The organism is Microcella daejeonensis, from assembly GCF_026625045.1.
Lineage (GTDB): Bacteria > Actinomycetota > Actinomycetes > Actinomycetales > Microbacteriaceae > Microcella > Microcella daejeonensis.
Window position 1 is genome coordinate 1,994,606 of sequence record NZ_CP113089.1, and the last position, 14,273, is coordinate 2,008,878.

General features: G+C 72.4%; 11 protein-coding genes. 5 read left to right on the forward strand and 6 right to left on the reverse strand.

All coding sequences use genetic code 11. The features are described from left to right. Positions 1-193: 193 nt before the first annotated feature. The 4 genes from OVN18_RS09720 to aroA form a co-directional block, all read right to left on the reverse strand. Complete coding sequence (locus OVN18_RS09720; RefSeq protein ID WP_267780555.1) at positions 194-652, reverse strand: septum formation family protein; 459 nt, start codon at positions 650-652, stop codon at positions 194-196. Then, complete coding sequence (locus OVN18_RS09725; protein ID WP_267736828.1) at positions 649-1,491, reverse strand: inositol monophosphatase family protein; 843 nt, start codon at positions 1,489-1,491, stop codon at positions 649-651. Before OVN18_RS09725 ends, OVN18_RS09720 begins: the two co-directional genes overlap by 4 nt. Positions 1,492-1,561: 70 nt before the next feature. After that, entirely contained in the window at positions 1,562-2,611 is a 1,050-nt protein-coding gene (rsgA, locus tag OVN18_RS09730; protein WP_267780557.1) for a ribosome small subunit-dependent GTPase A, read from the reverse strand. Next, positions 2,608-4,035 (reverse strand): 3-phosphoshikimate 1-carboxyvinyltransferase, encoded by a 1,428-nt coding sequence (gene aroA / locus OVN18_RS09735; protein WP_267780562.1) that lies wholly within the window; start codon positions 4,033-4,035, stop codon positions 2,608-2,610. Before aroA ends, rsgA begins: the two co-directional genes overlap by 4 nt. A gap of 123 nt (positions 4,036-4,158) precedes the next feature. Here aroA and OVN18_RS09740 point away from each other — a divergent pair, with 123 nt between their 5' ends. Both OVN18_RS09740 and OVN18_RS09745 read left to right on the forward strand, forming a co-directional pair. Then, on the forward strand, positions 4,159-4,827 hold the full coding sequence (locus OVN18_RS09740; RefSeq protein WP_407666085.1) for a sigma-70 family RNA polymerase sigma factor: 669 nt from the start codon (positions 4,159-4,161) through the stop codon (positions 4,825-4,827). Continuing rightward, a complete protein-coding gene (locus OVN18_RS09745) occupies positions 4,824-5,066 on the forward strand; it encodes a zf-HC2 domain-containing protein (RefSeq protein ID WP_267780564.1) in 243 nt (80 codons plus the stop codon). The genes OVN18_RS09740 and OVN18_RS09745 overlap by 4 nt, the downstream gene beginning before the upstream one ends. A 99-nt stretch (positions 5,067-5,165) precedes the next feature. Here the strand turns inward: OVN18_RS09745 and OVN18_RS09750 are convergent, their stop codons facing one another. Then, positions 5,166-8,951: a multifunctional oxoglutarate decarboxylase/oxoglutarate dehydrogenase thiamine pyrophosphate-binding subunit/dihydrolipoyllysine-residue succinyltransferase subunit gene (locus OVN18_RS09750; RefSeq protein ID WP_267780566.1), complete on the reverse strand. Its 3,786-nt coding sequence runs from the start codon at positions 8,949-8,951 to the stop codon at positions 5,166-5,168. Between the two features lie 128 nt (positions 8,952-9,079). Between OVN18_RS09750 and guaB1 the strand changes: the two genes are divergently transcribed. From guaB1 to OVN18_RS09765, 3 genes are all read left to right on the forward strand, one after another. Beyond that, positions 9,080-10,519, forward strand: a complete 1,440-nt coding sequence (gene guaB1 / locus OVN18_RS09755) for a GMP reductase (protein WP_267780568.1) — start codon at positions 9,080-9,082, stop codon at positions 10,517-10,519. A gap of 144 nt (positions 10,520-10,663) precedes the next feature. Next, positions 10,664-11,995 carry a hemolysin family protein gene (locus OVN18_RS09760; protein WP_267736835.1) on the forward strand — a complete coding sequence of 444 codons (1,332 nt, stop codon included), beginning with the start codon at positions 10,664-10,666 and terminating at the stop codon, positions 11,993-11,995. Then, positions 11,992-13,041 (forward strand): hemolysin family protein, encoded by a 1,050-nt coding sequence (locus tag OVN18_RS09765; protein WP_267736836.1) that lies wholly within the window; start codon positions 11,992-11,994, stop codon positions 13,039-13,041. Before OVN18_RS09760 ends, OVN18_RS09765 begins: the two co-directional genes overlap by 4 nt. Before the next feature lie 93 nt (positions 13,042-13,134). On the opposite strand, the gene OVN18_RS09770 is transcribed toward OVN18_RS09765, so the two are convergent. Beyond that, positions 13,135-14,205 carry an NADH:flavin oxidoreductase/NADH oxidase gene (locus OVN18_RS09770; protein ID WP_267782994.1) on the reverse strand — a complete coding sequence of 357 codons (1,071 nt, stop codon included), beginning with the start codon at positions 14,203-14,205 and terminating at the stop codon, positions 13,135-13,137. Between the last annotated feature and the right edge of the window lie 68 nt (positions 14,206-14,273).

The window sequence follows — 14,273 nt, forward strand, 5'->3', positions numbered from 1 at the left end:
AAGTTGCTCTCATTGAGGTGTTCCTCCGGTCTGTGACGCTGGACGGTGCTGGGTGCGCGCGACGGGGAACGGCTGACCGGCCCCCTCGCGGATCACTTGACCCTATGCTTTCGCTGTTACGAGCGTGTGACGCCCCGCACAGTCGTGCGCGAATGCGCGGCGCGCATCCCGCCCGGGCCGGCCGATCGGGCGGTCATCCGGCGGCGCCCTGCAGACTCCCCGTCGTGGGGCCCGCCGGGTCGTAGATCTGGCAGAGGATCTCGCGGTCGCCGTTGGCCCAGCTGCCCTCGGTGGGGTGCAGGTAGGTGAAGTCGTAGGCCGAGTCGGTCCACGGCCCGCCCGTGAAGGCCTCGAACTCGGCGAGGCACCGCTCGTCGGCCTCGGCCGTGATCGCCGCGATGCCGGGGAACTCGGGGTCGCCGAGGATGATCGAGGCGTAGACCTCGCTCGCGTGCGGCTCATCGCACGGCAGCACCTCGACGGAGTCGATCTCGGCTCCCAGCTCGGCCTCGCCGAGGCAGTCGCCGACCTCGAGGGAGAACACGTCGCCGCGCGGCTCCGCGTCATCCCCGTCGACGCCCGCGCACCCGGCGAGCACGAGCGCGGCGGCCAGCACGGCCCCGCCGAGCGGACGGGGGAGCGGTGCGGTCACGACGGGGCCCCGGTCGCCCGCACGAGCGCGAGGGCCTCCTCGTGCAGCAGCCCGTTCGTGGCGAGCGCCGAGCCGTGCCACGGCCCCTCCTCGCCGTCGACCGAGGTGAAGCGCCCGCCGGCCTCCTCGATGATGGGCTGCAGGGCCGCCATGTCGTAGGGCTGCAGGTCGAACTCCCCCGCGACGTCGAGCACGCCCTCCGCGACGAGCATGTACGACCACATGTCGCCGATGGCCCGGGCCCGCCAGCTCGCCCGGGCGAGGGCGAGCAGGCCGTCGAGGCGACCCGCGTCGTCCCAGCCGGGCAGGCTGTTGTACGACACGACGGCGTCGGCGAGGGTCTCGACGCCGCTCACGCGCAGCGGCCGGGCATCCCGATCGTGATGCGCCCCGGTGCGCGCGGTGAAGGCGCCGTGCCCGCGGGCCGCCCACCAGCGCTGCTCGAGGGCGGGGGAGCTGACGACGCCGACGACCGGCACGCCGTCGATCGCGAGCGCGATGAGGGTGCCCCAGATGGGGTTGCCGCGCAGGAAGTTGGCGGTGCCGTCGATGGGGTCGATGATCCACTGGCGGTGGATGCCCGCACCGGTGCCGTCGGAGGTGCCGAGCTCCTCGCCCAGCACGCCGTCGTCGGGGCGGGCGGCGGTGAGGCCCTCGCGGATCACCCGCTCGACCTCGCGATCGGCGTCGGTCACGGGGGTGCGGTCGGGCTTCGTCGTCACGGCGAGGTCCATGGCGCGGAACCGCGAGAGCGAGACGGCGTCGGCCTGCGCGGCGAGGTCGAGGGCCAGGTCCAGGTCGGCGGCGAGATCGGTTGCGAGGTCGGGATGCTCGGTCACGCCTCCAGCGTACGCGCGCGCCGCGCGGCGCCGCCCGCCCCGGGGTCGCGCCGCCCGGCGCAGGCGAGGCTCAGTACGCCGAGCGGGTGAGGGTCGTGAGCAGGCGCTGCAGCGAGTCGAGCCGCTGCGGACCGAGCGGGCCGAGCTCGCCCCGCTCGGCGGCTTCGACGAGCTCGCAGTCGGGGCTGTCGGGCAGATGGGTGCAGCCGCGCGGGCAGGTCGAGGCGATCGCGGCGAGGTCGCCGAAGGCGGTGACGATGCTGTCGGGGTTGATGTGCCCGAGCCCGAACGAGCGGATGCCGGGGGTGTCGATGATCCAGCCCTCGCTTCCGGGCAGGCGCAGCGAGACGGTCGACGAGCTCGTGTGCCGCCCGCGCCCGGTGACGGCGTTGACGTGACCGGTGGCCCGACCGGCTCCCGGCACGAGCGCGTTCACGAGCGTCGACTTGCCGACGCCCGAGTGCCCGACGGCGACGGTCGTGCGTCCGCGCAGGTGGGCGAGCAGCTCGTCGACGGGCGGGTCCTCGCTCGAGCTGCGCACGACCGCCACGTCGAGCCCGGCGAAGTGCTCGAGGAACGGCCCCGGGTCGGCGAGGTCGGTCTTCGTGACGACGATGAGGGGCGCGATGCCGGCGTCGAAGGCGGCGACGAGGTAGCGGTCGACGAGGCGCGGGCGCGGCTCGGGGTCGGCGGCCGCGACGACGATCATGAGCTGGTCGGCGTTCGCGACGACGATGCGCTCGACGACGTCGGTGTCGTCGGCGCTGCGGCGCAGCAGGGTGCGGCGGTCGTGCACGCGCACGATGCGGGCGAGAGCGCCCTCCTCGCCGCTCACGTCGCCGACGACGTCGACGCGGTCGCCCGTCACGATGGCGGTCTTGCGCAGCTCGCGGGCGCGGGTCGTGATGACCTCGCGCTCCTCCTCGCCGTTCTCGTCGACGAGGGCCAGGTACCTCCCGCGGTCGACGGTCACGATGCGCCCGACGACCGCATCGACGTGGGCGGGCCGCTGCTTGCTGCGGGGGCGGTTGGCCTTCGGATTCGGGCGCGCGCGCACCGACGACTCGTCGTACTCGCCGTAGGGGTCGAGGTCGTCGTCGTCGGGCGGCAGCCAGCTCATCCGGGCTGCTGCCCTGCGCGCTCGGCCGGGGCCGCGCTCGTGGCGAGCATCCCGCGCCACAGCTCGGCGAACTGCGGCAGCGTCTTGGCGGTCGAGGCGATGTCGTCGACCTCGATGCCGTCCACCGCGAGACCGACGATGGCCCCGGCCGTCGCCATGCGGTGGTCCTCGTAGGCGCGCCAGGGGCCGCCGGTGAGGGATGCGGGCTCGAGGGCGAGCCCGTCGTCGAGCTCGGTGACCGCGCCGCCGACGCCGTTGAGGTCGTCGGCGAGGGCGGAGAGCCGGTCGGTCTCGTGCCCGCGCAGGTGGCGGATGCCGGTCACCCGGCTCGGCCCCTCGGCGAGGGCCGCGAGGGCGACCAGGGCCGGAGCGAGCTCGCCGCCGGTCGACAGGTCGAGCTCGAGCCCGGGCAGGGCCGCGCCGCCGAGCAGCCCGGCACCGCCGTCGACGACGAGCGCCTCGCCGTCGCGGCGCACGGTCGCCCCGAAGCGGGGCAGGATGCGCGCGAGGTCGTCGCCGACCTGCGTCGTCGCGCGCGGCCAGCCCTCGATCGCGACGGTGCCGCCGGCGACGAGCGCGGCGATGAGGAAGGGCGCGGCGTTGGAGAGGTCGGGCTCGATGTCGATCTCGGCCGCGGCGATCGGCCCGGGGGCGACGACCCAGACGCCCTCGTCGGGGCTCGCGACCTCGACGCCGCGGGCGGCGAGGGCGGCGACCGTCATCTCGATGTGCGGCATCGAGGGCAGGTGCTCGCCCGTGTGGCGCAGCGTGAGCCCCTCGGTGAAGCGCGGGGCGGCGAGCAGCAGCCCCGAGACGAACTGGCTCGAGGCGCTCGCGTCGATCTCGACCTCGCCGCCGCGCACGGCGCCCGCGCCCCAGAGGCTGAACGGCAGGGTGCCGCGGCCGTCGTCGTTGACGTCGATGCCGAGGGCGCGCAGCGAGTCGATCGTGGTGCGCATCGGGCGGCGACGGGCCGCCTCGTCGCCGTCGAAGGCGACCGGGCCGAGCGCCAGCGCGGCGACCGGGGGCAGGAAGCGCATGACCGTGCCGGCGAGGCCGCAGTCGATGCTCGCCGAGCCCGCGAGCTCGGCCGGGGGAGTGATGCGCAGATCCGGCCCGTAGAGGCCCTCGCCCGGCACCTCCTCGATGACGACGCCGAGCGCGCGCAGCGCCTCGATCATGAGCGCGGAGTCGCGGGAGTGGAGCGGGCGGCGCAGCAGCGAGGGGTCGTCGGCGAGGGCCGAGAGCACGAGCTCGCGGTTGGTGAGGCTCTTCGATCCGGGGAGGGTGAGGCGGGCATCCAGCGGGCCGCGGGCGCGCGGGGCGGGCCACGCGCCATCGGCCGCGACGGGATCGGTGGTGCCGGGGCGCTCCTCATCGCCGTAGGGCGAGAACTGCGGGCCGGAATTATTCGAGATCAGCATCGGTTATCAGAGTATCGGCAGCCGCGAACAGGAACAGGAGGCGCCATGAGCACCATGACGCTGGATGCACCCCTCGCGCCGCGCGGATTCCGCGAGCAGGAGCGCTCAGTACACTGGCGCTCGATGACTGACGAGCTGCGGGCCGAGACGGCCCAGACGGACGCCGCACGCGTGGCCGAGGCGACCGATGCTCTCGCCCGCGAGGCGGAGCTCGCCGAGCGCCGCGTGCTGTTCCAGGAGCAGGCCCTGCCCTTCATGGATCAGCTCTACGGCGCGGCGATGCGCATGACCAAGAACCCCGCCGACGCCTCCGATCTCGTGCAGGAGACCTTCGTGAAGGCCTTCGCCGCGTTCGGCCAGTTCGAGCAGGGCACGAACCTCAAGGCCTGGCTCTACCGCATCCTCACGAACACGTTCATCAACGTGTACCGCAAGAAGCAGCGCGACCCCTACCAGGGCTCGGTCGACGAGCTCGCCGAGTGGCAGCTCGGGGGCGCCGAGTCGGCGACCTCGAGCTCGAGCCGCTCGGCCGAGGCCGAGGCGATCGACCGGATGCCCTCCGGCGTCGTGAAGGACGCCCTGCAGGCCATCCCCGAGGACTTCCGCCTCGCGGTGTACCTCGCCGATGTCGAGGGCTTCTCCTACCAGGAGATCGCCGACATCATGAAGACCCCCGTGGGAACCGTGATGAGCCGCCTGCACCGCGGCCGCCGTCTCCTGCGCGACTCCCTCGCCGACTACGCGCGCGAGCGCGGCATGGTCGCGAGCACGGCCCCGAGGAGGACGAGATGAGCGACTGCGGCTGCGACAAGGCCAAGGCCGAGCTCGAGGAGTTCCTGCACAACGAGCTCAGCGAGCAGCAGTGCAACGACATCCGCGAGCACATGGCGAACTGCGACGACTGCTCCGCCGAGCACCTCGTCGGCATCACGCTGACCGAGAAGGTCAAGCAGTCGTGCCAGGAGAAGGCTCCTGACGAGCTGCGGGCCATGATCGAGGGCGCCATCCTGCGCGCCGACGCGAACGTCTGAGCGGCGGCGTCGCGACTCCCGCGCCGTTCGATGCGGGTTCGGGATGACGCCGAAGGGCCCGTCACCGTGAGGTGACGGGCCCTTCGGCGTTCCGCGGCTCTAGTCGCTCAGCGCGGCATCCATGATCGCGGCGTGCTCCTGCGCGCTGCGCTTGGTCGAGCCCGTCGCGGGGGAGGCCGAGGCGGCGCGCGAGATCACACGCACTCCACGCGGGCCGGAGCGCTTCGCGCTCTCGAGCGCGAAGAAGGGCCACGCGCCCTGGTTCTCCGGCTCGTCCTGCACCCAGACGATCTCGGCGTTCGGGTACCGATCGAGCACGGCCTGCAGCTCGGTGTCGGGGAGCGGGTACAGCTGCTCCAGCCGCACGAGCGCGATGCCCTCGGTGCCGCGCTTCTCGATCTCGCTCTTGAGGTCGTAGTGGATCTTGCCGGCGTGCACGAGCACGCGCCGCACGGCGGCGCCGTCGGTGATGCGCGCGTCGTCGATCACCGGCTCGAAGCGACCCGAGGTGAAGTCGGCGACGTCGCTCGTCGCCCCGCGCAGACGCAGCATCGCCTTGGGGGTGAAGACCACGAGCGGGCGACGGGGCCGGGCGTAGGCCTGGCGGCGCAGCAGGTGGAAGTACGAGGCCGGCGTGGAGGGCCGGGCGATCGTCATGTTGTCCTCGGCGGCGAGCTGCAGGAACCGCTCGATGCGGGCGGAGGAGTGGTCGGGGCCCTGGCCCTCGTAGCCGTGCGGCAGCAGCAGCACGACGCTCGAGCGCTGGTTCCACTTCTGCTCGGCGGAGGACAGGAACTCGTCGACGATGGTCTGCGCCCCGTTGACGAAGTCGCCGAACTGCGCCTCCCACAGCACGAGCGCGTCGGGGCGCTCGACCGAGTAGCCGTACTCGAAGCCCATCGCGGCGTACTCGCTGAGCAGGGAGTCGTAGATCCAGAACTTCGCCTGGTTGTCCGACAGGTTCGCCAGCGGCAGCCACTCCTGGCCGTTGCTGCGGTCGTGCAGAACGGCGTGGCGCTGCACGAAGGTGCCGCGGCGGGAGTCCTGCCCGGCGAGGCGCACGGGCGTGCCCTCCATGAGCAGGGAGCCGAGCGCGAGCAGCTCGCCGAAGCCCCAGTCGACGCCGCCGTTGCGGCTCATGTCGACGCGCTTCTTGAGCATCGCCTGCAGCTTGCCGTGGATGGTGAAGCCCGCGGGCGGGTTGTCGTGCGCGTCGCCGATGTGCTGCACGACGGCGATGTCGACGCCCGTGGTCTCGGGCTCCGCCGGCTCGGCGGATTCGCCCGCGGTCGCGGTCCCGGCGCCGTCGACGACCGGGATGGACCCGGTCTGCACGGCGTGCGTCTCGGCGAAGGCGATCTCCAGGCGGTCCTGGAAGTCCTTGTGGGCGGCCTCGAACTCCTCGGCCGTGATGTCGCCGCGGCCGACGAGCGACTCGGTGTACAGCGTGCGCACGCTGCGCTTGGCCTCGATGAGGTTGTACATGAGCGGCTGCGTCATCGAGGGGTCGTCGCCCTCGTTGTGCCCGCGCCGGCGGTAGCAGACGAGGTCGATGACGACGTCGCGCTTGAACTCCTGCCGGTAGCGGAAGGCGAGCTCCGCGACGCGGACGACGGCCTCGGGGTCGTCGCCGTTGACGTGGAAGATCGGCGCCTGGATGGTCTTGGCGACGTCGGTCGAGTAGATCGACGAGCGCGCCTCGCCGGGAGGGGTCGTGAATCCGACCTGGTTGTTGACGACGACATGCACGGTGCCGCCGGTGCGGTAGCCGCGCAGCTGCGAGAGCTGCAGGGTCTCGAGCACGACGCCCTGGCCGGCCATCGCCGCGTCGCCGTGCACGAGCACGGGGAGCACGCTGAACCTGCCGTCGCCCTTGCGGTCCTGCTTCGCGCGGACGATGCCCTCGAGCACGCCGTTGACGGCCTCGAGGTGCGAGGGGTTCGCGGCGAGGTAGACGGGGATCTGCTTGCCGCTCATCGCGGTGAAGACGCCCTCGGTGCCAAGGTGGTACTTCACGTCGCCGGAGCCGTGCGAGCCGCGGGTGTCCTGCGTGCCCTCGAACTCGCGGAAGATCTGGCCGTAGGTCTTGCCGGCGATGTTCGCGAGCACGTTCAGACGGCCGCGGTGCGCCATGCCGATGGCGACCTCGTCGAGCTCGGCCTCGGCCGCGCCCTGCAGGATCTCGTCGAGCAGCGCGATGACCGACTCGCCGCCCTCGAGGCTGAACCGCTTCTGCCCGACGTACTTGGTCTGCAGGAAGGTCTCGAAGGCCTCGGCCTGGTTGAGCTTGCCGAGCACGCGCATCTGCTCGTCGTGCGTGGGCTTCTGATAGGGCTTCTCGAGAGCATCCTGGAACCACCGGCGCTGCGCCGGGTCCTGGATGTGCATGTACTCGATGCCCACGGTGCGGCAGTACGAGTCGCGCAGCACGCCGAGGATCTCGCGCAGCAGCATCGTGCGCTTGCCGCCGAAGCCGCCGGCGACGAACTCGCGGTCGAGATCCCAGAAGGTGAGGCCGTGGCTGGCGATGTCGAGGTCGGGGTGCGAGCGCTGGCGGTACTCCAGCGGGTCGACGTCGGCCATGAGGTGGCCGCGCACCCGGTAGGAGTTGATGAGCTCGTGCACGCGCGCCGTCTTCGAGATCGCGCCCGAGAGGTCGACGTTGATGTCCTGCGCCCAGTGGATCGGGTCGTAGGGGATGCGCAGGTCGGCGAAGATGTCCTCGTAGAAGCCGCGCTGGCCGATGAGCAGCTCGTGCACCTTCTTCAGGAACTCGCCGGAGCCGGCGCCCTGGATCACGCGGTGGTCGTAGGTGCTCGTCAGGGTGATGGTCTTGCCGATGCCGAGATCGGCGAGCGTCTCGGTCGACGCGCCCTGGAACTCGGCCGGGTAGTCGAGCGCGCCGGCGCCGATGATCGCGCCCTGGCCCTTCATCAGGCGGGGCACCGAGTGCACCGTGCCGATGCCGCCGGGGTTCGTCAGCGAGATGGTGTTGCCCTGGAAGTCGACGGCGGCGAGCTTGTTGTCGCGGGCGCGCTTGACGACGTCCTCGTAGGCGACGAGGAAGTCGCCGAAGCCCATCGTGTCGCACTTCTTGATGCCGGGAACGAGCAGCGCGCGCGTTCCGTCGGGCTTCGGCATGTCGATCGCGATGCCGAGGTTGATGTGCGCCGGGGTGACGACGACGGGCTTGCCGTCGACCTCGTCGTAGAAGACGTTCTGGCTGGGGAACTCCTTCAGCGCCCGCACCATCGCCCAGGCGATGAGGTGCGTGAACGAGACCTTGCCGCCGCGGGCGCGCTTGAGGTGGTTGTTGATGACGATGCGGTTGTCGATCATCAGCTTCGCCGGCACGGTGCGCACGCTCGTGGCGGTCGGCACCGTGAGGCTGGCGTCCATGTTCGTGGCGAGCGCCTTGGCCATGCCGCGCAGCGGCGTGACGACGTCCTCCGCGGGAGCGACCGGCTCGTCGTCGAGATCGGCGGGGGCCGCCGAGGAGGTCGGAGCCTGCGCCGGGATCGGCTGCGGCTGCGGCGCGATCGAGGTGGTGCGCGCGACGGGCTGGCTGCCGGTGACGGGCTGGCCGCCGGTGGCGGGCACCGAGGCCGCCGGCTGCGCGGCGGTCGTCGCCTCGGGCGCGTCGGCCGGGATCTCGACGACGGGGATGACCTCGGGGCCGGCGTGCGCGGACCCTTCGGCGTCGGCGGGGGCGGCGTCGCCGTTCTTGGCCGCCTGGTACTTCTCGAGGATGGGCCACCATGACGGGTCGACCGAGCTCTTGTCCGCCTGGAACTGCTCGTACATCTCGTCAACGAGCCACTCGTTGGCACCGAAATCGCCCGCGGCGCCGCCGTCCTGGCTGACTCCGGTCACTTGGCTTGACACAGCCGACCGCCCACTTTCCCAAAATCGAGGTTCGGATCGCGCGGAGCCGTCGCTGGTTCCGCCCGGTCAAGCCTAACCACTTCCGGCCGCGACTACCGGCCGTCGGCGGGGGTGGTTAGCGTTCATCCGTGCGATTCATCACCGAGCGGCCACACCACGACCTGACCTACTCCGACGTGTTCCTCGTCCCCGCGCGCTCCGAGGTCGGCAGCCGCCTCGGGGTCGACCTGACGGTCGATGATCCGAGCGGGATGCGCGTGCCGCTGGTCGCCGCGAACATGACCTCGGTGACCGGCGCTCGACTGGCCGCCGCGATGGCCCGGAGGGGAGGGCTCGGGGTGCTTCCGCAGGATCTCCCGCTGCAGGATCTCGACACCGCCATCCGCGCCGTGAAGTCGGCCGACGCCGTGCTCGACCCGCTCGTGCGCGTCGGCAGCGGCACGACCGTCGCCGAGGCCCTGCGGCTCGCGCCGGACACCCCCGGCGCCCTGCTGACGCTCGTCGACGGCGCGGGGGAGCCCGTGCGGTGCATCCCCGTCGCCGCCCTGCGTCACGTGCTGCCGGATGCCGAGCTGGGCGACGTGGTCGCCGAGGCGGTTCCCGCGGTCGACGACGAGGACGTCACCGAGCCGCGGCAGGCGTTCGACCTCATCGAGGCGGCGGGGGTCGAGGCCGTCGCCGTCATGCACCACGGCCGCATCATCGGCTCGCTGAGCGCTCGCAGCGCCGTGCGCGCCACCCTCTACGAGCCGGCTCGGGATGCGCACGGCCGCCTGCGCGTCGCCGCCGCCGTCGGCGTCAACGGCGATCCCGCGGCGCGGGCCGCGGCGCTCGTCGAGGCCGGCGTCGACGTGCTCGTGCTCGACACCGCCCACGGGCACCAGCAGCAGATGATCGAGGCGGTGCGCGCGGTCGCGGCCCGGTCTCTCGGGGTGCCGATCGTCGCCGGGAACATCGTGACGGCGCAGGCGGCGCGCGATCTCGCTGAGGCCGGAGCGGACATCCTCAAGGTCGGCGTCGGCCCGGGGGCGATGTGCACGACGCGCATGATGACGGCGGTAGGCCGCCCCCAGTTCTCGGCGGTGCTCGAGACGGCCGAGGCCGCGCGCGAGCACGGCGCCCGGGTCTGGGCCGACGGCGGGGTGCGCTACCCGCGCGACGTGGCCCTCGCTCTCGCCGCGGGCGCCTCGGCCGTGATGATCGGCTCCTGGTTCGCCGGCACCCTCGAGGCGCCGGGCGAGATCCTCGTCGACGAGGACGGGCGCTGGTACAAGGAGTCGTGGGGGATGGCGTCGACGAAGGCCGTCGAGCAGCGCTTCCGCCGTCTCGACCCCTTCGAGCGGGCGCGCAAGACGCTGTTCGCGGAGGGGATCTCGAGCTCGCGCATCCTGCTCGACCCCCAGAGGCCCTCGCTCGACGACCTGCTCGACATGATCACCTCGGGGCTGCGCTCGTCGATGACCTACGCGGGCGCGGCGACCCTGCCGCAGTTCGCGGAGCGGGCGGTCGTCGGCGTGCAGTCGGCGGCGGGCTACGAGGAGGGCAAGGCGCTGCCGGTCTCCTGGTGATCCGCCGATCGGGGCGGATGCTCACGGCGGGCGCCGGAGGAGCGCTCGTTATACTCGACGCCATCATGGATGACCCTCCGTCTTCGACGTCCGACCCCAGCCATAGACCCGCGGCCGACCGCCCCGTGAACGGGGGCGCCGCGCGTGGGAACTGAATTCATCCTGCTCGGGGTGGGCGTTCTGCTCACCATCGGCACCGGCCTCTTCGTCGCCAGCGAGTTCGCCCTCGTCAACCTCGACCGCTCCGAGCTCGAGGCCCGGCAGGGCCGGGGTGAGAAGCGGCTCGGCCCGACGATCTCGGCTCTCAAGATCACCTCGACCCACCTCTCGAGCGCTCAGCTCGGCATCACGCTGACGACGCTGCTCACCGGCTACACCATGGAGCCCGCGATCTCTGGGCTCCTCGCCGGCCCGCTGACCGCGGTCGGCCTTCCCGAGGGCGCCGTGCCCGTGGTCGGCACGATCACCGCCGTCGTCGTCGCGACCCTGCTGTCGATGATCGTCGGCGAGCTCGTGCCGAAGAACTTCGCGCTCTCGCTGCCGCGCCAGACGGCGAAGCTCGTCATCCCGTTCCAGACCGTGTTCACCGCGGTGTTCAAGCCCGCCATCCTCCTGCTCAACAACACGGCGAACGCCATCCTGCGCAGCGTCGGCATCGAGCCGAAGGAGGAGCTCAGCGGCGCCCGCACCGCCGAGGAGCTCTCGAGCCTGGTGCGCCGCTCCGCGAGCGAGGGCAGCCTCGACAGCGACACGGCGACGCTGCTGTCGCGCACGCTCGCCTTCTCGCAGCACACCGCGCAGGACGTCATGACGCCGCGCCCGCGCGTCGCGAGCGTCGAGCGCGGCGACACCGCGCAGGACGTCATCGATCTCGCCCGCCGCACCGGGCACTCGCGGTTCCCGGTGATCGACGAGTCGATCGACGACATCGTCGGCATCGTGCACGTCAAGCAGGCCGTCGCCGTGCCGCACGACCGGCGGGCCGAGGTCTCGGCCGCGGCCCTGCAGAACGAGGCGCTGCGCGTGCCCGAGACGATGATGCTCGACACCCTGCTCGCCGAGCTGCGCGGGCGCGGCTACCAGATGGCCGTCGTCGTCGACGAGTACGGCGGAACCGCCGGCGTCGCGACCCTCGAGGATCTCGTCGAGGAGCTCGTCGGCGAGGTCTCCGACGAGCACGACCGCGTGCTCGTCGGCGTCGTGCGCTCGCGCGACTGGCTCACCTTCCCCGGCATGCTGCGCCCCGACGAGCTGCGCGACCGCGTCGGCGTGACCGTGCCCGAGGAGGGCCCGTGGGAGACCCTCGGCGGGTATCTCATGGCCGAGCTCGGGCGCCTGCCGGTCGTCGGCGACGTCGTCGAGCACGAGGCGGGCACCTTCCGCATCGAGCGCCTCGATGGCCGCCGCATCGACCGCGTGCGCTTCACCCCGCGCCGCCCCGATGAGACCGACCGCACCGAGGGGGTCGAGCGATGATCTCCGAATCCGACTGGTGGGGCCTCGCCTGGCTCGTCGTGCTGCTCGCCGGCAACGCCTTCTTCGTCGGCGCCGAGTTCGCCGTCATCGCCGCGAAGCGCTCGCAGATCGAGCCGCGCGCCGAGGCCGGCTCGCGGGCTGCGAAGACCGCGCTGTGGGCCATGGAGCACGCGACCCTCATGCTCGCGACCAGCCAGCTGGGCATCACCGTGTGCTCGCTGCTCATCCTCAACGTGTCCGAGCCGGCGCTGCACCACATCCTCGAGATCCCGCTCGAGCTGACGGGGCTGCCGGTCGAGGTGGTGAGCGGCATCGCCTTCGCGATGGCGCTGCTCATCGTCACCTTCCTGCACGTCGTGCTCGGCGAGATGGTGCCGAAGAACATCTCCTTCTCGCTGCCGACCCGCGCCGTGCTGCTGCTCGCGCCGCCGCTCGTGGCCGTGGCCCGCGTCTTCGGCGTCCTCATCCGGGCGCTCAACGCGGTCGCCAACGGCGTGCTGCGCGCGTTCAAGGTCGAGCCGAAGGACGAGGCGGCGAGCGCCTTCACCCTCGAGGAGGTCGCGACGATCGTCGAGCAGTCGCAGCGCGAGGGACTGCTGCACGACCGCTCCGGGGCGCTCACCGCGGCGTTCGAGTTCACCACCAAGACGGTGAGCGACATCGCCGTGCCGATGGCCCAGCTCGTGACGCTGCCGGAGGACGCCTCGCCCGCCGACGTCGAGCGCGCGGTCGCCCAGCGCGGCTTCAGCCGCTACGTGCTCGTCGACGAGGACGGGGAGCCGACCGGCTACCTGCACCTCAAGGACGTCATCGATCTCGACGAGGACGAGTTCGACGACCCCGTGCCGCCGAAGCGCATCCGACGGCTCGTCTCCATCCTCAGCCGCGCCGAGCTCGAGGACGGCCTCGCGGTCATGCGCCGCTCCGGCGCCCACCTCGCCCGCTCCGTCGACGAGGAGGGCAACGTCACGGGCGTGCTGTTCCTCGAGGACATCATCGAGGAGCTGGTCGGCGAGGTGCAGGACGCGACGCGGCGCCGGCTGTAGGCCGGCGGCGCCGGGCGAGCAGCCCTGCCCGCGAACGACGACGGCGCCGCCCCAAGAAGGGGCGGCGCCGTCGTCGCGAGCGGGATCCGACTGTCAGCCGTGAGCGCGCCGGTACTGGGGCGGCACGAGGGCCTCGAGCGCCGACTCGTCGCCGAGAGCGAGGGCGAAGCGCTGCGCGGCGTGCGGATCGCGCATCCACTCTCGGCCCATCATGATCGCGTCGGCGTCGCCCGCCGCGATGATCGCCTCGGCCTGCTGCGCCTCGGTGATGAGGCCGACGGCGCTCACCGGCACCCCGCCCTCGCTGCGAACGTGCGCGGCGAGCGGCACCTGGTAGCCGGGGCCGACGGGGATGGCGGCGCGCACGAGCCCGCCGCTGGAGATGTCGAAGAGGTCGGCGCCGGCGTCGAGGGACCACGCGGCGACCTGCGCGGTCTGCTGCTCGTCCCAGCCGCCCTCCGTCCAGTCGGTTCCGGAGAAGCGCACGAGCACGGGGACGTCGACCGCGGCGCGCACGGCGCGGACCGTGTCGAGCAGGATGCGCGCGCGGTTCTCGAGGCTGCCGCCCCACGCGTCGTCGCGCCGGTTCGACAGCGGCGAGAGGAACTGGTGCAGCAGGTAGCCGTGCGCGGCGTGGATCTCGACGAGATCGAAGCCGGCCTCGACGGCGAGGCGGGCGGACTGCGCGAAGGCCTCGACGACCTGCTGGATGCCGTCGGCGTCGAGCGCCGCCGGGACGGCGTAGCCGTCGAAGGCGAGCGCGGAGGGCGCGACCGGGGTCCAGCCGCCGTGCTCGGCCGGCATCGTGCCGCGGCCCGAATGACCCTCGGTCGTGGAGCCCCACTCGGGGTAGACGCTCGCCTTGCGCCCGGCGTGCGCGAGCTGCACGCCCGCCGCGGCGCCCTGGCCGTGGATGAAGTCCGTGATGCGGCGCCAGGCCTGCACCTGCGCATCGTTCCACAGGCCGGTGTCGTGCGGGCTGATGCGGCCCTCCGGCACGACGGCGGTGGCCTCGGCGATCACGAGCCCCGCCCCGCCGCGGGCGAAGGAGCCGAGGTGCACGAGGTGCCAGTCGTGCGGAACCCCGTCGCGGGCATCCACCGAGTACTGGCAGAGCGGGGCGACCCAGAGGCGGTTGCGCACTTCGAGCTCGCGGATGGTCATCGGGGTGAAGAGGGCGCTGGTCACACCTCCATCCAAGCCCTGCTCGCCCGAGCGTATTCCGACAGCGC

Bases quoted from the DNA above. Each gene is read 5' to 3' on its own strand.
- OVN18_RS09745 (WP_267780564.1), top strand. From the start codon at position 4,824: ATGAGCGACTGCGGCTGCGACAAGGCCAAGGCCGAGCTCGAGGAGTTC.
- OVN18_RS09770 (WP_267782994.1), bottom strand. From the start codon at position 14,205: ATGACCATCCGCGAGCTCGAAGTGCGCAACCGCCTCTGGGTCGCCCCG.
- OVN18_RS09765 (WP_267736836.1), top strand. From the start codon at position 11,992: ATGATCTCCGAATCCGACTGGTGGGGCCTCGCCTGGCTCGTCGTGCTG.
- rsgA (WP_267780557.1), bottom strand. From the start codon at position 2,611: ATGAGCTGGCTGCCGCCCGACGACGACGACCTCGACCCCTACGGCGAG.
- aroA (WP_267780562.1), bottom strand. From the start codon at position 4,035: ATGCTGATCTCGAATAATTCCGGCCCGCAGTTCTCGCCCTACGGCGAT.
- OVN18_RS09740 (WP_407666085.1), top strand. From the start codon at position 4,159: ATGACTGACGAGCTGCGGGCCGAGACGGCCCAGACGGACGCCGCACGC.